This window comes from Paenibacillus sp. Paensp111 (genome assembly GCF_059492195.1).
The window spans coordinates 964,678-983,471 of sequence record NZ_CP168527.1; the positions used below are offsets into that span (position 1 = coordinate 964,678).

Genomic DNA, 18,794 nt, shown 5'->3' on the forward strand with positions numbered 1-18,794 from the left:
CGGTGGAGCCAGCTAACACAATAAACCCGGCAGAGCATGGCTCCCCGGGTTATTCATGCTATAAGGGCAAGCTTAGAATTTAGGGAATACGTATTTAACGAGGAAATAGAGGAATCCGAAGAACAGGATAATGTACGCAGCGTACTTAATGAAAGTTGAAGCTACCATACTTGAGTCGGTTTTGTGCTGAATGTCTCGTCTCTCCACTTCAACATTACTTACCTCAGTGCGTTCCTGGGGATTAATCATCATTTTCTCCTCCTTTTCCGTTGATAGTTGGCTGTATAGGCTGTTGATATTTAATAAACATGAGCACATGCAATGAAACAACAGGGTCAAGGTACTACAGTCTTTCAGGAACGGAACTTGACGTGTGCCTTATAATTGAAGAGATGACTCAAGAGATACACATAGAGGAGTGGGAATTTTGTTGGTGAATGGGTTGAAACAAGGCTTCTTGGGAAATACACGTAGAGATATTTTGTCCGGATTAACTGTGGCCTTCGCTTTGATTCCCGAGGCGATTGCTTTCTCAATAATGGCGGGAGTTGACCCAATGGTCGGACTCTATGCTTCGTTTATTATAGCTGTAAGTATTTCATTCTTCGGGGGAAGACCCGGAATGATCTCCGCGGCAACGGGAGCCATGGCCTCCTTGATGGGGCCGCTCATTGCCGGGTACGGAATCGAGTATTTGTTCGCGGCAACAGTGCTGACCGGAATTCTGCAGTGGGGAATGGGAGCGCTGCGATTCGGGCGCTTTATTACGTTCGTCCCTCATTCCGTGATGGTCGGATTTGTGAATGCTCTGGCTATCATTATATTTATGGCCCAGCTGCCCAACTTTGAGGGAGCTTCTTGGGAAGTCTACGCCATTCTGGCCGGTACGCTGCTCATCATTTATCTGTTCCCGCTGCTGACCAAGGCGGTTCCTTCGGCTCTGGTTGCTATTATTGTAATGACACTCATCTCCGTATGGTCGGGGACCGAGGTAAGGACCGTTGGAGATATGGGGAACATCACACAGTCACTGCCATTCTTTCATCTTCCCCAGGTCCCGCTGAATTTGGATATGCTGCTCGTGATCCTGCCTTATTCACTGGCTTTAGCCGTTGTAGGAATGACGGAATCCCTGCTTACCGCTACGCTGGTGGATGAGCTTACCGAGACAGGGAGCAATAAGAACCGCGAGATCCGCGGTCAGGGGATTGCCAATGTCATCACCGGCTTCTTCGGCGGTATGGCTGGCTGTGCCATGATCGGGCAGACTGTGATCAACGTCAAATCCGGCGGCCGTACCCGGTTATCAACCTTTGTCGCTGGCGCATTCCTGCTGTTTCTCATTCTGGTGCTGGGTGATGTGGTCAGGGTAATTCCGATGGCAGCTCTCACAGGAGTCATGTTCATGGTGTCCTTTGGAACCTTTGACTGGGGTTCTCTTCGTACCCTGCACAGAATCCCGCGTACGGACGCAGTTGTTATGGTGGCTACTGTGCTCATTGTGGTGATCACGTCCAACTTGGCGATCGGTGTAATCTGCGGGATAGTGCTAAGTGCGTTATCCTTTGGTTGGAGAGCAGCACGTCTAAGATCCAGTTCAGAGATTGACCCAAGCGGTGTCAAAAAATACACGGTGTCCGGGCCGCTCTTCTTCGGTACAGCCGCACAGTTCATCCAGTTGTTCCCCGCTTCCGAGGATCCGCGGGTAATTATTATAGACCTTGCGAAATCCCATGTATGGGATCATTCGGCCATTCATGCCATTTCTAAAGTGACTGCCAAGTACAGAGAGCTTGGTAAAGAGGTTAGTATCCAAGGGCTCAATGAGGAAAGTAAGGCATTGATTGAGAAAGCCGGGTATGCCTTAGGATAACCGTAAAGTAAACACTTGACCTGTAATGCTTTTCATATTCTATGCTTATCCCAGCGGCATTAAATAACTAGACTGCGAGGGATAAGTATGGAGCGAAGATTGGTATTTTTTGATATAGACGGTACGTTATTGGATCATCACAAGAAGCTGCCTGAATCGACTATTCAGGCTGTTCAGTCCTTGAAAGAACAGGGCCACGAGGTGGCGATTGCCACTGGCCGTGCACCCTATGCCTTCAAGGAGATTAGAGAGACTCTCGGAATCGAGTCGTTCGTATCGCTCAATGGACAGTACGTGGTATATCAGGGCAAAGTAATCTATAAGAATCCTATTGATCAGGCCATCATACAGTCACTCACTGAGTTCTGTATTCAGAAGAACAATCCAATTCTATATGTCGGGGAAGAGGGCATGAAGATGAACGTGGTTCAGCACAACCGGGTGGATGCAAGCTACATTCCTCACCAAATGGACCTTCCTGGATATGATCCGCATTATTATGTGGACAGAGAGATCTTCCAGTGTATTGTGTTCTGTACGAAGGAAGAGGAGCCCGATTATCTGCTTCAGTTCGATCAGCCTCTCCGATTTGTGAGATGGGACGAGGTAGCTACTGATATTCTGCCCCAAGGCGGCTCCAAGGCTGCTGGAATTTCAAAGTTCATTGATTATGCCGGAGTAAGCCGGGAAGAAGTTGTTGCTTTCGGTGATCATCTCAATGATATCGAAATGCTGCAGTTCGTGGGTCATGGGGTTGCCATGGGCAACGCGCAGGAGGCAGTCAAGCGAATCGCGAGATATACGACAAAGGATGTCGGAGACAGGGGCATCATGCATGGTTTGAAGAAGCTTGGACTCATCTAGGGAGAAGCCGCGGACAGCGGCTTTTTCTTATTGACTTCTATGTTGCTCTTCTCTACAATTTGCAGAAGAATACAAGGCAGAGCCTTAATGTGGGAGTTGACCCCCTTTGATCACCATATACGATATTGCAAGGCAGACCGGCTACTCGCCGACTACCGTCTCCAAGGTGTTCAATGGCTACACCGATGTGAGCCAGAAGACGCGGCGGATCATTCTGGATACTGCGGCCGAACTGGGTTACGTGCCTAATGCCAATGCACGAAGCCTGACCACCAAGCGTTCCTGGACAATCGGGATGCTCTTTGTTGAGCCACGAGGGTCCGGAATCAGGCATCCCTACTTCGGTGGGGTGATTGATGGCTTCAAGCAGGTCGCTACCTCCAAGGGGTATGATTTAATGTTCATTTCCAAGGATATTGGAGGAAGGCAGAGCGGATATCTGGAGCACTGCAAAATAAGAGGTGTGGACGGAATCATTGTTATTTTGCCGGATCACTCAGACCCGTACTTTCATGAACTGATGGACAGCAGCATACCGATGGTTATGCTTGATCAGCATTCTCCTTCGCACAGTACGGTTAGTTCAGATAATATTAAGGGAGGCATTACGGCTGTAGAATATCTCTACTCGCTTGGCCACCGCAGGATTGCCCATATCTCGGGCGGTCTGTCTACCTTTGCTGGAGAGAAGCGTCATCAAGGGTATCAGATGGCCTTGAACAACCTGGGGATTGCCGTGAGGCCCGAATATGTGGCTGAAGGCCCCTTCGATTATTCCATGGAAAGCGGCTATGAGGCCATGAAGCAGTTATTAGCGCTTGAGGAGCTTCCAACCGCCGTCTTTGCCGCTGGGGACAATCTTGCGGTGGGGGCAATACAGGCCATCCGTGAACGCGGACTCCGTGTACCTGAGGACATTTCGATTATGGGCTTTGATGATATTGAAATGGCGCAGTTCCTTACGCCTGCACTAACAACCATTAGACAGGATACGCGTCTGCTTGGCAGCAGAGCTGCTGAATTATTAATTGGCTGCATTGAGGGAGAACATGAAGTACAATGCGAGATCCTGCCTACAGAGCTGATTATCCGTGACACCTGTCAGCCCAATTCATAATTTATATCTGTGCTCTCTAGATAGAGACTCCTGTGATCAGGGGTCTCTATTCCTATGTAATGGGGCATTTTGGAACTAATTACCTACAAACTCCAGTAAAAGTATTTACCTAATTGGAAAAATTTGATAGTCTTAAGAGAGTCGGCAAGCAGCTTGTCATCTTCCGGTAAGGATTACAAAGCACCATATCAGGGTGCTTTTATTGTGACTATAACTAACTTTTCAGTCAGACAAACTTCCAGGATCCGTTCGGTGGGGTAATCGGTCCGAAGGTTCCATTAAATCGTCGAGGTGTAGAAATGAAGGGTCTGCTCAAAGGTATCATCATCGTTATGGTTTTAGTGGGGCTGGGACTAGCTCTGTTCTCAACGGGGTTGTTAAATAACAAGAAATTGGATGCCTATAGTGTTCCCAATTGGAATGTCGCGTGGGTAAAGAGTCTGAATATGCCTAGCGGCAATAAGGAGATCAAGACTCTTAATGGCTGGCATCCGGCAGATCTTAATAATCCTATGCCCGGTAGACCGGGCCAAGCAACTAAAGCTTGGATTGAGTTTACCCTGCCGCCAATGGGGGAAGGAACTCAGGCTATATTGCTGGATAAGGTATTTGCCCAGAAGGTAACTATTTATATTGGAAACCAAAAGATCTATGAATCTCCAACTGATGGAATATTCGGAAAAAAGAAAATTCTTGCCCCATTCCAGCCTTTTAATTATAAGAATCAAATAGTTTACATAGGGTTAACTTCTAATAATACAAGGTTAGGCCTAGTTAAGGACCTAATCAAAGTAGGGAAATATGAGGATTTGGAGAGATATTTTGTAACGCGCGATGTGTTGGATTTTGTTCTAAGTGGTTCACTTATGTTTATAGCAGTCATCATGCTGGTATGTCTCTTCTTCTTGAACTATGAACTGCTATCTATTTGGCTGGCCCTGTCTATGGTTATTCTATCGAGCGGTATGCTGGTTGTAACTTACTCTTCCTTCCTGTATACATTTTATCCGGTTAATGTAAGATATACGCAATGGATTTTTGATATTTCATTGTTTGTTCTGCTTTATTCTATGAATTTATTTTTTGAAAAAATTTTCGGAAGAGGCTTCTTGTCCCTGATTACGATAATCCGTAGATTTCACCTCAGTTACTCGCTGGTTTGTTTTGCGTTTGCGATATTCAATGTCATTAATCATTATCAATATGACCATACATATTCTCTTCTAACCACAACGATTATGGGATTTATCATGATTACTGAGTTTGCGCTATTAATTAGTGTCGCAATAATGGAAGCTGTAAAGGGGAATATGGAAGCCATCTTTTTTTCTATTGGTTTTGCTTTGCTTGCTTCTCTAAGTTTAGGAGAACTCATATGGTATTATATGGAGAACCAACGGTATGAATTTTTTGTCTGGAAATGGGGACTGGTCTGCTTTCTGATATCGCTTATTGTAATCCTAGGAAGAAGATTCGCTAAAAATCATGACCAGCTTGTTGAATATTCCCAGCGGTTGGAAATGTTCAATGACGAACTGCAGCGTTCAGAGAAAATGGAGATCATCAGTGAGCTTGCTGCTTCCGTTGCCCATGAAGTTAGAAATCCGCTTCAGGTTACACGCGGATTCCTTCAATTGTTGGCTGAGAAGCAGCAGACTCAGGACAAAATTTACTTGAATATGGCTTTAGATGAGCTGGACCGTGCTTCCGGTATCATTACCGACTTCCTTACATTCGCCAAGCCGGAAGCAGGGAAGAGCACCATTCTGAATATTCTTAATGAATTTACCCATATTGAAGGCATTCTCGTGCCGATGGCTAATCTTCAGGGCGGGCGCATTACTATGGATATTCCGCCGCTGCTCGAGGTTAAGGGGAACACCTCCAAGTTCAAGCAGGCTTTCATTAACATTATCAAGAACAGCATAGAGGCTCTTCAGGGCGAAGGGGAAATTAAGATTTGGGCTTATGCCAAAGAAGGATATATTTATATTCATGTGAAGGATAATGGGGAAGGGATGAGCGCAGCAGAGCTTGCCCGGCTTGGTGAACCCTACTTTTCTAACAAAAGTAAAGGGACTGGACTGGGGCTTATGGTTACTTATGGTATCATTGAAGTCATGAATGGAGATTTAACCTTTAAGAGTGAGAAGGGGGTGGGGACAGAAGCAATAATCCGGTTCCCCGAAATAAGGAAACCGGATTATCAGAGCTAGTAAGCAATTAAGTATCTTAGTAGAGTGTTAAATAAGTAAGTAGGTTATCGCCCCTTAGAACCATACTTATGGGAACCCGGTCCAAGTATTCTTCATTACTGTGTTCTTGTTAAGCGACTTCTCAGGGCTAGGTGGCAGAATCAGATAGAACTCGTCAGGCTTCTCTTCAACAGCATTCACTCTGATATTTTCTGGAAGAATTACGCCCAATGCTTCCTGGATGGCTTTCTTAGGATTGGCAAGGAGTTGTGCTTTGAAACTTGGGTCCTGCCAGGCTTTCTGAATTACTTGATTTGTAAGAATAGCATCAGTTGACATAGTAATCTTCCTTTCAAAATAGGTATTTTGTTCCAATAACAATGTATCATATAGTTCATGGATTATCTAGTAATTTTATACATTTTTAGAAAGCCAATAGTTCAATCCTCCTGTTTGTAACAACATTCGATCTTTTTCGATATTCTCCGCTGCATTTCGCAGTTCTTCAAGCAAATGATAGCTGAAATCTCTTAGATGCGGCACTAGCTCGTTGATAGCTTCCACCTGCAGGTGATTAGCTGCAGCTTGTTCTGCATAACGGTTAAGACCGTCTTTTATGTAGATTACTTGTTCAATCTGTTCTGCGGATACGGCTTGATCCGCTGGGATCTGGAGCTCGGCACGAACGAACGCGACAAGGCTGTTGTAATTCGCCTCCTTCATGTCCTTCTTCCAATCCATAACATCGTCCAGCATTTGCAGTGTAATGAGGGCATAATCGGTAGCGTCTTCCAGCTGGGGGATGAGTGAGGTTTGCCCGGACATCATAAGACTGCTTGCAACGGACAGCTTGATAGGAGCTGCCTTGTGTGCCATACGGACCGGATTATCCAGGAAATAGTTCTCTTGATTCTCATAAGTTACGGCATCAGCCCACTGCTGCAAATAGATGCGGTAATAATCCCAGAATGCGGATTCAGCCGGAAAGTACGAACTGTAGATGTGGAAGAATTCCTGCTGAAGCAGGTTCGCTAGAGGAAGGAGCTCAGGGGGGCTTTCACCGGGACTATCCATCACATAATCAATGGTTTGAAAATACATCATCCCAAAAATATTGGCGAGCGAAAGTCTGCGGGTGTCTTGAATACTGAGCTGTGAACAGCTCCGGAGCCATAATGGCAATAGGAAGCTGATATAGTTGTTAGGATTGTCTTCCTTCAGGGCATGAGCTTCATCCAGCATCTTGAGAGCCGTAGTCCTGAACACCCCGGGCATCTTTGCAATAATTTGCTCAGCTTCATCGAACGCCCACTGCATGTCCTCTCTATAAGCATCAAACCAATCCTTCATACTTCGTCCCCCTTCATATATTTCATGAGTAGACAAGCTGCGATATATAGATAACGCCCTTAATTCTGAATTAGTTTGCATGTGATCTAAACTTTTTTGGGATCTGAAAATGCGTCAATTTTATGAATGGGAGAGCCCGCCAGCTAAAGCCCAGGGACTCTCAAAATCAAGGACAGCTAGAACATCTGATGAATGCCTATCACAATCAGGAGCAGCCCGGATACTACCGTTGCCCGGTTGCCCAGCTTCTCGGCAGCGTAACGCTCTCCGAATAAAGAGCTGAGGGCAAGCAGGACGAAGCTGAAGAACCCGACGGAGAGTGAGGTCAGCCATACATTAAGGTTCGTGATTCCCGCATTAAATCCTCCAGCCAGGGCATTCATAGCCAGAGCTATACCGAGGAGTAGGGATTCCGCCAGACTGATGGACTGAGAGCTGTCTCTGTCAGCTTCCGCAGGATTGCTCAGCAAGCGGGTGAAGCTGCTTCCGTTACCACTATCGGCTGTTGGCCTGGTGCTCTTCTCCCGGAAGGGTTGCAGCAGAACCCAGATCCCTACAGCGACAATCACTACGGTGCCTATGGCCTGACCGATCCACGGCTCCATCCATATGGAGATCATGCTGCCAAATAGACCGGATACCAAGGTCGCTAGGAAGGAAATGATGGCAATTGCCAGATTCGAATACCAAGGGATACGGATCTTTTGTACGCCATAGGCAATTCCAACTCCGGCATTATCAAGGTTGGAAGCCAAACCGATTGCTAAGACGGCCATCAAACTATAAGTACTCATGAGGTTCGCCCCTTTACCATTGCTTATGAGATCAGCATATGCCCAGTCGCTCAGTTTGGTTTCTCTGGAAATAAGGCGAAGATGATTGCAATCGGAGTGCAAGATTTGTTTCCATTTTTGTCGATAAAATGTTACCCAGAAGCCGTATAAACGTGTATAATTTGAGTATGATCCACTGAGGAGTGATAATTGTGCTTGAAAATTTACTGCGGCCAACTCATTTGCTGCTGCTTGTCATTGCTGCACTGTTGTTGTTTGGTCCAAGCAAGCTCCCTGAACTCGGACGCAGCTTCGGATCGATGCTGAAAGAGTTTAAGCGAGGCGCACGCGGAGATATTGTGGAAGAAGAGAAGCTGCCGGATACAAATAAGCTGGAAGAAGTAAATAGCAAATAAATGAGTAGGCACCCATTGCTGGGTGCCCTTTTTGTATGCTTTATTTGCTTACGGCGTTACAATTACGGTACTGTATGGCGGGAGTAGCAGCTTCGCCCCGTCCAGCTTGGATCCGCTGTCTGTAGTCTTCAGGACACTTTTAAAGGTAGGTACGCCTGAGGGACTTGTTAGTGTAGTCGTCTGCTCCTTGCCCGTAAGGTTGTGAACTACAAGTACGGTATCCTTACCGGACATTCTTACATAAGCCATTATATTACTATTATCCTGGGTATATTCGTCGATCCCGCCGCCTTGAAGTGCCGGGATTTCTTGTCTCCAGGTAATCAGTTCCCGGTAGTGGCTAAGTAAGGACTCGGGATCCTTAAGTTCGGCTTCTACATTTGGTGCATCCTTCCCGCTGTTACTCGCGGCAGGTTCCCAGGTCGTCTGCTGTGGGCCTTTGCCGGCTGCATACCACTGCATGGGTTCGCGGATTTCCTCGTCAGGCTTGGAGCCCTTCATGCCAATCTCCTCACCATAATAAAGGAATGGATTACCGGGAAGCGTTAACAGAATGGACGCCGCCATCTTGGCATGGTGGACATCGCCGCCAAGGACACTCATCACCCGGTTCTGGTCGTGATTGGAGAGGAATACGGCATCGATGAAGTTACCATTTGACTTTTGTGCATAATAATCAAGAGTACGCTTTAAAGTGAAAGCGAGATTATTATCCTTCTCTGCGGAGACGGCATTCAGAATTTGTTCTGCCAGTGCGAAATTGAAGCCTGAGTCGAAAGCCCGATCAAGGAAGGGTGCTATGGACGAAGCAGATTTCTCCCACACTTCGCCCACCATATAGGCTTTGGGGTTAACTTCATTCAGCTTGCTGCGAAATTCCTGCCACCAGGCGACGTTCTTGGCCGTAGTAGCTTCGTTGTGGTCGGACTGCAGATTCTCGTAAATATGCTTGGCTGCATCCAATCGGAAGCCATCAAGCCCTTTTTTCAGCCAAAACTGTCCAATATCCTCAATCTCATTCCTCACCTCAGGATTATCAAAATTCAAATCCGGCATGCTATCCGAGAACGGCGCCAGATAGTGACTTCCCAGTAAAGAACGCCAGGCGTTGCCGCTGCCCGTTGCACTGGCACCCTCAGGCTCAATGTTCTGATCCTCTGCCCATGTATACCAGCTGCGGTATTTGCTCTTCTCATCCTTGGCTGACTGAATGAACCAAGGGTTCATCTTGCTCGTATGATTAACCACCAGGTCCATAATTACTTTAATGTTACGCTTGTGGGCTTCCTTAATGAGAGTATCGAAATCGGCCATGGTTCCAAAGTCCGGATTGATGGCTCTATGGTCGGTGACGTCATAGCCATGATAGCTCGGCGAAGGGTTGATCGGCGTTAGCCAGATTCCGCCCACCCCCAGATCCTTCAAATAATCAAGCTTGGCGGTGATCCCTTTCAAGTCACCAATTCCATCACCATTTCCATCGGCGAAGGAACGGACAAAGATTTCATAATACACGGTTGAAGCTTGCTGTGATACTGAAGCTGTACTCTCCGTGCTTCCCGTCTCTTTGCTTTGAGAAGCTGCGTTGTTAACGGTTGTGGAAGGAGTAGGGGCGGGAGCAGGCGTGGAGGAAGAACTGCACCCGGACAGCAGAACTGCGAGCAGAGCCGCAGAGGTTAGCCAGCGTGGAAGGGTATACATTGATTTTGGGGCTGAGCCGTTCATCATAAGTTATAAGTCAATCCTTTCTTGGGAAAATTGCGGTTATTAAGCTAAATATCTATGTAGGAGCTAATTCCCATATTAATAGATGAAAGCGATTTAGTAAAACGTTTGCGCTATTTTTTTTGTACTCAAAATTGCCCCTTTAGTTCGGACTTAAGTTAGAGGAGGGACCGAGGAAGCGGGTGGTTGTATTCCTGCATTAGAAATGTGATACATTATAAGAAGAAAAAAGAACAATAAGATATCTTTTGTTCAGGTTATGGAGGGATTCAAATGCAGGAGGATTACGAACGCAAGCTGCAGGATCAGAAGGATTTGTTCAGACAGCTCGGGATCAAGCTCGATGCACTTTCAATTCATGAGAAGGACTTCCCTGTGAAAATGAGGGGCTATGAGAAGGAAGATGTCGATCGGCTGCTCGATGAGGTGATAATTGACTATGAGCGCTTTTACGATATTATTACGGATTTGCTCGATAAATATAAAGAGATCCAGCGGAGACAGGCTTTCTGGGAAGAAGAGAAGAGAGCACTGACAGCGCAGAAGGCCAAGCTGGAGAACACCAATGTGGTCGACCGCCATCTTGTAGATGAGGGCATTCGCTCCCTGGAGCGAAGCATTGAGCAGTTCAGGCTGACTATCCGCAAGGAGTTCGACCTTTAATTCAAGTGCATATTTACGGAATGAGGAACACATACTTGGTTCAGATGACCCACAGCCCATATTTATGGACTCTTCATGTTAGTTCGTTAAACTTATCATAGGAGGACGACTCGACTCATGGCTAATCAAGCACTTTCTCATACCGACACTGCACTCCATCAGATCATGAATCTTCAAATTGCCAATTGGTCAGTTCTCTATACCAAGCTCCATCATTTTCATTGGTATGTGAAGGGACCGGATTTCTTCACGCTGCACGAGAAGTTTGAAGAGCTTTATACGGAAGCCGCTGGATACCTGGATGAGCTTGCTGAGCGTCTTCTGGCTATTGGCGGGAAGCCGGTAGCTACCTTGAAGGCGAGCCTGTCGATTGCATCGGTATTAGAGGCGGAAGGGACGCTGCCTGCCGGGCAAATGGTCGCTGCGGTCATTGAAGACTTCAAGTTGGTGACTGCGCAGCTGAAGGAAGGCATTCAAGCTGCGGAGGAAGCCGGGGATGAGGCTAGCGCAGATCTGCTGCTGGGCATTCAGACTGCACTGGATAAGCACAACTGGATGCTGTCTGCTTTTGCACAAAGTTAACAATATGAGATTTGGCGCGGGCTCTATGCATAGGCATGGAGCCTTTTTGCTATGGAATGAAATGCACGGGAATTGGCCGGATGTTTCGCATTTGAATCGGTGGGTAAATTAATCAAGTAGCCGCTGCCAAGCAGCTAACCAACTATCAATTTGACAATTTCCCGGCGGCAGTGCCGGGGTTATCATAAAGGAGAGAATGACCATGAAAGAACAAGAACAAGCTTTTAAGAGAATTATGATTACAGTGAATGGGGAGCCCGTAGGAAGTGAGCTCTTCATCGATCAGGAGACTTATCTTCCGGTTGCACGCCAGTATATTACGAACCTTGAATCGGCTCAAAGCGAAGCAGCAGAGGTATCTGCACTGTAGATTTAACTATATAGGACATGCATTAGGTGAAAGACACTCGACCGGCACCCGGGACGGGTGTTTTTGGTTTATTGGAGTTTTTACAATTACATACTAAATTTAAAATATATGTTTATCTTCTACGAGGCGGGGTAATAGAATAGCGTAGCAGACAAGACAGTCTGATAACTTCAAAAACCATAAGGAGTGATTCATAATGGCACGTAACAATGATAATAACAAGATGAGCCGTGAAGAAGCAGGACGCATGGGTGGAGAAGCTACAGCTAAGAGTCATGACAAAGAATTCTACCAGGAAATTGGTCAAAAAGGCGGCGAAGCTACCTCTAAAAATCATGATAGTGAATTCTATCAAGAGATTGGCCAAAAGGGTGGAGAAGCTACATCGAAGAATCACGACAAGGAATTCTATCAGGAAATCGGTCAAAAAGGCGGCGAAGCCAGAGGCAACTCTGACAGCGGCAGCAGTGATGGTAAAATGAGCCGTGAGGAAGCAGGCCGTAAAGGCGGCGAAGCTCGCGCACGCCAACGCGATTAAGATTTACTTTATCAAACTTAAATTTAAAATATTGGAAGAAAATGCCTCGGGTTATTCATAGACCCGGGGTGTTTTCTTGATTTTTTATGTCCGATTAAGTTATAGTGGCTAAATGTGTGTGGAATACTAATAACAAACTTCGCCAAATTTGGGAAGAAAGTTATAATACCGGAGGTATCACTATGGACCCTAAACCTGACACTGGACGTTTATTTATTGCTGTTCCACTTCCGAATTCGATTCAGAACGCAATTGGAGAATGGATGGATGAGCACAGGAAGCAGCTGCAGTTCCGGAAATGGGTGCATCCGGCGGACCTACACATCACGCTTCAATTTCTGGGGGATACCCTTATGCAGAATGTGCCGCAGCTTCATGCTGAGCTTCGAAAGGCTGCGGAAGGCTTCGGAACTTTCCAATTGGAGGTTCGCGGCCTCGGGACATTCGGACGGCCTGCCGTTCCTAGCGTACTCTGGACTGGCGTCAGCGGAAAGACGGGACGGCTCAGTGATCTTCACGAGCAGGTTGAAAGCGCAGCAGCCAGATTGGGGTTCAAGCCTGAGGAGCGTGCTTATAAGCCGCATATTACACTGGCAAGGTCGTTCCAGGGCGAGGATTTCTTAAGCCAGGATGACCGTATTTCTTTTGGAGAGTGGAGCCCTGATTCATTCGTCATTTACAGAACGCGGATGGGGCGAAATCCCATGTACGAAGTGATCGAGAGGATCATGTTATAAAAAAAATTTCCGGGAGTTGTTATTCAAATCTCTCATAATCGGTTACATAACATAGAGTACGCAAGAACAGATGTACCGTATGAAGCGTCTCTCGTGGAGAGCGGGAGGTTTCGGACGACTTCATAGCATAGAGAGAATATACCGGAACGCAGGAGGTCACTATGGATTTATTCAAACAAAATCGTTACGTCGCGCTGTTGATCGGCGCTATTCTAGTATGTGTGGGTTCAATTTGTCTATTATGGAGGACGGCAGGAATAGAAGAACAGGGGATCATGAGTATGCCAAGGTTGGGTGCAGAATCCGCTATTCCTATGATGCAGGATCAGATTTTACGTCCGGTTGAACCTTCAATTTCGTCAGTACAGAGGAACAATATACCTCATGCTGCTGTGGTGGGACATGACTTTAAGCAAGCGATAGACAAGAACAGACTAGTCAAAGAGCAGCACGTGACTGCTGCAAAACTGGACAAAACCATCCCCCCAAAACAAATTTTCTTCACCAGAACTGCGCTATTAAGTCCGGAGGATAAAAGTAAATCCACCTGGAAATACGCGCTGTCAGAAGAAGAGCTGCTTCTCCTGCAAAAGATTGTCATGGCAGAAGCAGAAGGCGAACCGTACAAGGGCAAAGTGGCAGTCGCCAATGTTGTCCTGAACCGGCTGCGGTCAGCCAATTATCCCGATACGATTAAAGATGTGGTATATCAGAAATATCAGTTCAGTCCTGTTCAGAATGGACGACTAAACCGTGTGAAGCCTAACAAGGATACCGTTCGTGCAGTTACCGAAGCTCTGTATGGACGTAAAGAAGTCAGTGATGATACGTACTATTTCCTATCCATCAAGCTTGCCAGTGATTTAACTGTTGCACGTACTCAGAAGAAGACGAAGCAAATTGGCAATCATACTTTTTACAAATAAATTTCTATGCCTAAGTTACATGCTGATCTGCTTAAGCGTACGAGAATTACTGTTGTCGTAAAGTATTTCCACTAAATCATGAGCACAGCGGTCAGGCTTATAATCCACCTTGGACGCTTGATACCTTGCTGAGTTGTACTGTACCGTCCGGTGTCTGCTGGTTAGCCGCTCGAACCACCGATCAATGGCTTCAGCCTCCAGAGTCTCGCCATAACCGCTGGTTACGAAATACTGCCGGTTGCTCTCTTCCTGACCCGGTATAGATTCACAGAACAGCATCGGAAGTCCCTTGGCCAGCGCTTCTGTACAAGTCATTCCGCCAGGCTTTGTAATGAGCAGATCAGAGGCATCCATCCATTTACTGATCTCCTTGGTATGGCCGAGAATAACCACATTGGGGTGATTAAAGCCAGGATGACTTTTCAGCTTGGAAGCCAGTTTGTCATTTGTACCTGTGCAAAAGACCAATTGAACCTTGTCTCTCCAAGAGCTCAGAGAATCGAGTACCTGTTTCTTGAACAAGAGGCCCCATCCGCCGCCCATAATCAGGACTGTGGGGATGTTGCGAAGCTGTAATTCCTTGCGAACGCACTCCTTATTCCCGGTCGTCCAGAAATTCGGGTGAACAGGGATTCCGGTGACATGAACAGCTTCCGGTGTAATTCCGCGGTTCAGTAGTAATCTGCGGACCTCGGGCGTGGAGACCAGATACCGGTCAACCTCAGGATTGATCCATGCGGCATGGGCATCATAATCAGTAATCACGGTATATAAGGGAACCTTTAGACCTGCCGCCGATTTAAGCCGAGAAATGACGGCGCTTGGAATCGGATGGGTGCATATAATGAGATCCGGATTCAGCTGCTTAATGAGATTAGCCGTATGAGTATAGAATATTTTATGAAGGGCAAGCCGGGTCAAGCGGTTAATAGGCTTCTCGTACTGCTTGCGGTACAGCATGCCGACTAAGGCTGGACTTGTAACGACAGTCTTGCGGTAGGCAGACAGAATGATCGGTGCCACAACAGGATTGAGAAAAGAACCTAGCTCCAGCACCTTGGTCTGTATACCCGGGCTGATTTTTTTCATACCTGCAGCCAGAGCATAAGCAGCCTGAGTATGCCCGCTTCCAAAGCCTTCAGATAGAATAAGCACTCTTTTTCTGTTCACTATGTTCACCTGCTTCATTTAGTCCTCCTTATTATAAGGAGGCTTTTTTTGTTTCCATATGTATATTAACGCTGTTCACTTATCTATAGTTTATTTCGGTTCGCGCTTTTAGAGAACAGGCCGTGGACCAGATAAATACTGGACCAAGGTCGGGGAATATTAATGATAGAATTTCAAAATGAAAAAATGATGAAAATCAGTTGCAAATTCAATTAAAGGGTGATAAATTTAACAATGACCGAATGACCTAAATTAAAATTTAGTCAATTAGTTCTGATTTAACTGAGGAAGGAGGGAAAAGGTGTCCACCATCGATCGGCGCAAACAAATCATAGAAGCAGCAACAAAGTCTTTTTCTTTGTTCGGCTACAAAGCGACCACTATGGATCAGGTAGCCAGGATCGCTAACGTCGGTAAAGGCACGATCTATACCTTCTTCGCGAATAAAGAAGAGCTGTTCGACGACATTCTTCAGGGTGTTCTGCTTGAGATGAAACGAATCACGGAGCAGCAGGTTGAGAAAGACAAATCGTTTTTTGACAATCTGTATAATGCACTGGATGGTGTGCTTGAATTCAGGGAAGAGCATGAATTGCTGATCAAGCTGGCTCAGGAGGTCAGAGAGTTTGGAACGCCGCAGGCAAGAGAAGCTATGCAGCGTGTCGAGAATGTGATCATTGACTACCTGGGGAAGCAGATCGGCCATGCGATTGAACAGGGCGAAATCAGCCAGATTAATCCTGAGGTCGCTTCGTTCATTATGTTTAAGCTGTATATTGCCCTCGCTTCAGATTGGAATAAACAGCATAAGCCTTTGACGAAAGATGAGATCAAGGATTATATCAAGTTATTTTTGACGGATGGTATTGCAGCAGGCAGCAGGGACAAGAGAGAGTAATCTGCCGAACTTAAACAGATAGAGATTTAAAAGGAGAGAGAAATCGCGATGAGAGCATTATCTGTGTTTTTCAAGGATATGAAGTCAGGCGTTAAGAAGCCAATGACCCTGATATCGTTCATTGCGGTCATATTCGTGCCTATTCTGTACTGCGGAATGTATTTATCCGCATTCTGGGACCCGTATGGTCATCTTGATCAACTACCCGTTGCGGTAGTCAACCAAGATAAAGGCGCTGAATATGAAGGGAAATCACTGCATATCGGCAGCGACCTGGTGGATGAGCTTAAGAAGAATGAGGATTTCAAATGGAATTTCGTAACCGAGAAGGAAGCTCAGCAGGGTATTGATGAGAACCGCTATTATATGAAGATTACAATTCCTGAGAATTTCTCATCCCAGGCTACCACCCTCATGAACGATCATCCGCAGCCGGCTGATCTGATCTATGAACCGAATGGGAATTATAACTTCGTTGCCGGCCAGATCGGCAACAGTGCGGTCAAAGACCTAAAAGCAAAGATCTCAGCTAAGGTGACTGAGGCCTATACCAACAGCTTGTTCGATAAGGTATCCGAGATATCCTCGGGTCTGACCGAAGCGGGCAACGGTGCCGGTGATATTCACACAGGTGCCGGCAAGCTGCAGGACGGTGCGGCCAAGCTGAAGGAGAATCTGAATAAATTAGTCAACGGAACCTCGGAGCTTCAGGCCGGTATGGTACCTCTAGCGAATGGCGCCGGCAAGCTTCAAAGCGGTGCTTCGGAGCTGAACAAGGGGGCTTCCTCATTAGCAAGCGGACTTGATCAGCTCAGCGCTGCCCACAAGCAGCTCCAAAGCGGGACCGAGCAGGCCGCAGCGGGGGCTTCCCAGTTAACCGGCGGGCTAGAGTCTTCTCTTGAAGGGAACAAGAAGCTCAATCAAGGACTCCATGCTTCGCTTGAGGGAACAACCAAGCTCCAGCAGGGTCTTCATGCTGCGGTGGACGGAAGTACGAAGTTGAATCAAGGACTGCAGTCTTCCGCCGATGGCAGCGCGAAGGTAGCTGAGGGCGCCAAGGGTGTAGCCCAGGGACTGGATCAGCTGGTCAAAGCCAACCCGGCTCTAGGCAAAGATCCATCTGTTCAGAAGTTGCTCGCGGCAAGCCAGGCTGTAGCCCAGGGCAGTGAGCAGGTTGCTGAAGGACAAAAGCAGCTTGCAGCTGGCAGCGGTCAGCTTGCAGCGGGCAGCAAGCAGCTGTCTGACGGCAGCGATCAGCTTGCGGATGGGAACAAGCAGCTTGTCTCCGGAAGTGATGCCCTGCTTGCAGGGAATCAGAAGCTGGTGGACGGGGCATCCAAGCTCCAGGCGGCTGGACCTAAGCTTACCGGGGGAATGCAGCAGTTCGGCTCCAAGCTGTCCGAGGCGGCGGCAGGCGGCCACAAGCTTGCATCCGGTGCCCAGCAGCTGTCTGACGGCACAAGTTCGCTGGTAGATGGAATTCATAAGCTCGGCGGCGGCGTTAGCACGATTGCCAGCGGTTCCGTCAAGCTGGATGAGGGTGCAGGTGAACTTAAGAACGGGATGGGCGACCTCGTGAGCGGCTCAGGCAAGCTTGCGGATAAGCTGAATGAAGCAGCTGACAAGACTTCTGATGTGAAGGGTACGGATGAGCGGGTTACCATGTATGCTCAGCCTGTCGAGGTCTCCGAGAACACATCCAAAAAAATCACCAACTACGGAACAGGGATTGCCCCTTACTTCCTGTCGATCAGTCTTTTTGTAGGTGCACTTCTTTCTACAATTATTATCTCCATGAGAGGAACTACCGTAGAGGATGCGTCCGGCTTGCAGCGCTTCTTCAGCCGTACATTTACCTTCCTGCTCATGAGCCTGTTCCAATCGATTGTCGTGGCTACGCTTGTCCTGGTACTTGTTGGACTCAAGGTACAGAGCTTACCGCTCTTCTATCTGTTCACATTCGCCACAAGCTTTGCCTTCATGATGATCATTCAGGCCATTGTGACCTGGCTGGATCAACCAGGCCGGTTCCTGGCAGTTATTCTGATGGTGCTGCAGCTGACAACCAGTGCGGGCACTTTCCCGCTGGAGCTGCTTCCGGACTGGATGAAGCCAATCAACCCTTGGCTGCCAATGTCCCACTCCGTGACAGGATTCAAGACGGTTATCTCAAGCGGAGACTACAGCACCATGTGGCATCAATTTGATCTGCTGCTTGTGTATGGTATTGTCTTCGTATTGATTACTTTGGCTTACTTCCTGCTGAGAACACCTAAATCAACAGATATGAATCAGGAAGAGATTGTTACACCACTTGCATAAAATAGATAGTTTGAGAGGCGTTCCTTCATAGGGACGCCTTTTCTCATAAAAAATCTTATCAGCTTCATAAAAAGATTAGATTTCCCACATAGAGAACGGGATGCTACAATATCAAGAACAATAATACGAATGTGACTTCTGTCTCGTTTTTCGTGTTGCAGCTGAGAATTTGGAATGGATGATCCATTTATCAGAGGATTTATGCAAATAAAGTGTTCAAAAGTCTATTGGAAACCTGCCGTTTTGCGTATAAATTGGTTGGAACGAGCTATTTT

The 18,794-nt window shown here is 47.0% G+C and carries 19 protein-coding genes; 13 read left to right on the forward strand and 6 right to left on the reverse strand.

Features of this window, described 5'->3' with window-relative positions; all coding sequences use genetic code 11:
- Window positions 1-72 precede the first annotated feature (72 nt).
- On the reverse strand, window positions 73-252 hold the full coding sequence (locus ACEN86_RS04450; RefSeq protein ID WP_495634369.1) for a hypothetical protein: 180 nt from the start codon (window positions 250-252) through the stop codon (window positions 73-75).
- A gap of 178 nt (window positions 253-430) precedes the next feature.
- Here ACEN86_RS04450 and ACEN86_RS04455 point away from each other — a divergent pair, with 178 nt between their 5' ends.
- The 4 genes from ACEN86_RS04455 to ACEN86_RS04470 all read left to right on the forward strand — a co-directional run bounded on the left by ACEN86_RS04455 (window position 431) and on the right by ACEN86_RS04470 (window position 6,070).
- Window positions 431-1,873: a SulP family inorganic anion transporter gene (locus ACEN86_RS04455; RefSeq protein ID WP_495634215.1), complete on the forward strand. Its 1,443-nt coding sequence runs from the start codon at window positions 431-433 to the stop codon at window positions 1,871-1,873.
- An 87-nt stretch (window positions 1,874-1,960) separates the two neighbouring features.
- Window positions 1,961-2,737: a Cof-type HAD-IIB family hydrolase gene (locus tag ACEN86_RS04460; protein WP_495633154.1), complete on the forward strand. Its 777-nt coding sequence runs from the start codon at window positions 1,961-1,963 to the stop codon at window positions 2,735-2,737.
- A gap of 106 nt (window positions 2,738-2,843) precedes the next feature.
- The gene (locus ACEN86_RS04465; protein ID WP_495633155.1) at window positions 2,844-3,854 is read left to right on the forward strand and encodes a LacI family DNA-binding transcriptional regulator; all 1,011 of its coding nucleotides are present in this window, start codon (window positions 2,844-2,846) and stop codon (window positions 3,852-3,854) included.
- 299 nt (window positions 3,855-4,153) lie between these two features.
- Window positions 4,154-6,070 (forward strand): ATP-binding protein, encoded by a 1,917-nt coding sequence (locus ACEN86_RS04470; protein WP_495633156.1) that lies wholly within the window; start codon window positions 4,154-4,156, stop codon window positions 6,068-6,070.
- A 66-nt stretch (window positions 6,071-6,136) separates the two neighbouring features.
- Here ACEN86_RS04470 and ACEN86_RS04475 read toward each other — a convergent pair whose 3' ends face one another.
- From ACEN86_RS04475 to ytaF, 3 genes are all read right to left on the reverse strand, one after another.
- Window positions 6,137-6,388, reverse strand: coding sequence for an NHLP leader peptide family RiPP precursor (locus ACEN86_RS04475; protein WP_495633157.1), 252 nt, complete (start codon window positions 6,386-6,388; stop codon window positions 6,137-6,139).
- A gap of 75 nt (window positions 6,389-6,463) precedes the next feature.
- Window positions 6,464-7,399, reverse strand: coding sequence for a hypothetical protein (locus ACEN86_RS04480; protein WP_495633158.1), 936 nt, complete (start codon window positions 7,397-7,399; stop codon window positions 6,464-6,466).
- Between the two features lie 176 nt (window positions 7,400-7,575).
- The gene (gene ytaF, locus ACEN86_RS04485) at window positions 7,576-8,193 is read right to left on the reverse strand and encodes a sporulation membrane protein YtaF (RefSeq protein ID WP_495633159.1); all 618 of its coding nucleotides are present in this window, start codon (window positions 8,191-8,193) and stop codon (window positions 7,576-7,578) included.
- A 191-nt stretch (window positions 8,194-8,384) separates the two neighbouring features.
- Here ytaF and tatA point away from each other — a divergent pair, with 191 nt between their 5' ends.
- Window positions 8,385-8,588: a twin-arginine translocase TatA/TatE family subunit gene (gene tatA, locus ACEN86_RS04490; RefSeq protein ID WP_495633160.1), complete on the forward strand. Its 204-nt coding sequence runs from the start codon at window positions 8,385-8,387 to the stop codon at window positions 8,586-8,588.
- Between the two features lie 48 nt (window positions 8,589-8,636).
- Here tatA and ACEN86_RS04495 read toward each other — a convergent pair whose 3' ends face one another.
- A complete protein-coding gene (locus ACEN86_RS04495; protein ID WP_495633161.1) occupies window positions 8,637-10,316 on the reverse strand; it encodes an alpha-amylase family glycosyl hydrolase in 1,680 nt (559 codons plus the stop codon).
- A 270-nt stretch (window positions 10,317-10,586) separates the two neighbouring features.
- Here ACEN86_RS04495 and ACEN86_RS04500 point away from each other — a divergent pair, with 270 nt between their 5' ends.
- The 6 genes from ACEN86_RS04500 to ACEN86_RS04525 all read left to right on the forward strand — a co-directional run bounded on the left by ACEN86_RS04500 (window position 10,587) and on the right by ACEN86_RS04525 (window position 14,129).
- Window positions 10,587-10,976, forward strand: a complete 390-nt coding sequence (locus ACEN86_RS04500; RefSeq protein WP_495633162.1) for a DivIVA domain-containing protein — start codon at window positions 10,587-10,589, stop codon at window positions 10,974-10,976.
- A gap of 117 nt (window positions 10,977-11,093) precedes the next feature.
- Window positions 11,094-11,558, forward strand: coding sequence for a Dps family protein (locus tag ACEN86_RS04505; RefSeq protein ID WP_495633163.1), 465 nt, complete (start codon window positions 11,094-11,096; stop codon window positions 11,556-11,558).
- 202 nt (window positions 11,559-11,760) lie between these two features.
- Window positions 11,761-11,928, forward strand: a complete 168-nt coding sequence (locus ACEN86_RS04510; protein WP_495633164.1) for a hypothetical protein — start codon at window positions 11,761-11,763, stop codon at window positions 11,926-11,928.
- Between the two features lie 196 nt (window positions 11,929-12,124).
- Complete coding sequence (locus ACEN86_RS04515; RefSeq protein WP_495633165.1) at window positions 12,125-12,466, forward strand: KGG domain-containing protein; 342 nt, start codon at window positions 12,125-12,127, stop codon at window positions 12,464-12,466.
- Between the two features lie 182 nt (window positions 12,467-12,648).
- Window positions 12,649-13,203 (forward strand): RNA 2',3'-cyclic phosphodiesterase, encoded by a 555-nt coding sequence (gene thpR, locus ACEN86_RS04520; protein ID WP_495633166.1) that lies wholly within the window; start codon window positions 12,649-12,651, stop codon window positions 13,201-13,203.
- A 161-nt stretch (window positions 13,204-13,364) separates the two neighbouring features.
- Window positions 13,365-14,129, forward strand: coding sequence for a cell wall hydrolase (locus tag ACEN86_RS04525; RefSeq protein WP_495633167.1), 765 nt, complete (start codon window positions 13,365-13,367; stop codon window positions 14,127-14,129).
- 15 nt (window positions 14,130-14,144) lie between these two features.
- Here the strand turns inward: ACEN86_RS04525 and ACEN86_RS04530 are convergent, their stop codons facing one another.
- Complete coding sequence (locus ACEN86_RS04530) at window positions 14,145-15,299, reverse strand: MGDG synthase family glycosyltransferase (protein WP_495634216.1); 1,155 nt, start codon at window positions 15,297-15,299, stop codon at window positions 14,145-14,147.
- Window positions 15,300-15,600: 301 nt separating this feature from the next.
- On the opposite strand from ACEN86_RS04530, the gene ACEN86_RS04535 reads away from it, so the two are divergent.
- Together ACEN86_RS04535 and ACEN86_RS04540 are read left to right on the forward strand one after the other, a co-directional pair.
- Entirely contained in the window at window positions 15,601-16,197 is a 597-nt protein-coding gene (locus ACEN86_RS04535; RefSeq protein WP_495633168.1) for a TetR/AcrR family transcriptional regulator, read from the forward strand.
- Between the two features lie 48 nt (window positions 16,198-16,245).
- Complete coding sequence (locus ACEN86_RS04540) at window positions 16,246-18,519, forward strand: YhgE/Pip family protein (protein ID WP_495633169.1); 2,274 nt, start codon at window positions 16,246-16,248, stop codon at window positions 18,517-18,519.
- The last annotated feature ends 275 nt before the right edge of the window (window positions 18,520-18,794 follow it).

Coding starts and splice junctions, on each gene's coding strand:
- ACEN86_RS04500 (WP_495633162.1), top strand. CDS start 10,587: ATGCAGGAGGATTACGAACGCAAGCTGCAGGATCAGAAGGATTTGTTC.
- ACEN86_RS04525 (WP_495633167.1), top strand. CDS start 13,365: ATGGATTTATTCAAACAAAATCGTTACGTCGCGCTGTTGATCGGCGCT.
- ACEN86_RS04540 (WP_495633169.1), top strand. CDS start 16,246: ATGAGAGCATTATCTGTGTTTTTCAAGGATATGAAGTCAGGCGTTAAG.
- thpR (WP_495633166.1), top strand. CDS start 12,649: ATGGACCCTAAACCTGACACTGGACGTTTATTTATTGCTGTTCCACTT.
- ACEN86_RS04480 (WP_495633158.1), bottom strand. CDS start 7,399: ATGAAGGATTGGTTTGATGCTTATAGAGAGGACATGCAGTGGGCGTTC.
- ACEN86_RS04505 (WP_495633163.1), top strand. CDS start 11,094: ATGGCTAATCAAGCACTTTCTCATACCGACACTGCACTCCATCAGATC.
- ACEN86_RS04515 (WP_495633165.1), top strand. CDS start 12,125: ATGGCACGTAACAATGATAATAACAAGATGAGCCGTGAAGAAGCAGGA.
- ACEN86_RS04450 (WP_495634369.1), bottom strand. CDS start 252: ATGATGATTAATCCCCAGGAACGCACTGAGGTAAGTAATGTTGAAGTG.
- ACEN86_RS04475 (WP_495633157.1), bottom strand. CDS start 6,388: ATGTCAACTGATGCTATTCTTACAAATCAAGTAATTCAGAAAGCCTGG.
- ACEN86_RS04510 (WP_495633164.1), top strand. CDS start 11,761: ATGAAAGAACAAGAACAAGCTTTTAAGAGAATTATGATTACAGTGAAT.
- ACEN86_RS04495 (WP_495633161.1), bottom strand. CDS start 10,316: ATGATGAACGGCTCAGCCCCAAAATCAATGTATACCCTTCCACGCTGG.
- ACEN86_RS04460 (WP_495633154.1), top strand. CDS start 1,961: ATGGAGCGAAGATTGGTATTTTTTGATATAGACGGTACGTTATTGGAT.
- ytaF (WP_495633159.1), bottom strand. CDS start 8,193: ATGAGTACTTATAGTTTGATGGCCGTCTTAGCAATCGGTTTGGCTTCC.
- ACEN86_RS04470 (WP_495633156.1), top strand. CDS start 4,154: ATGAAGGGTCTGCTCAAAGGTATCATCATCGTTATGGTTTTAGTGGGG.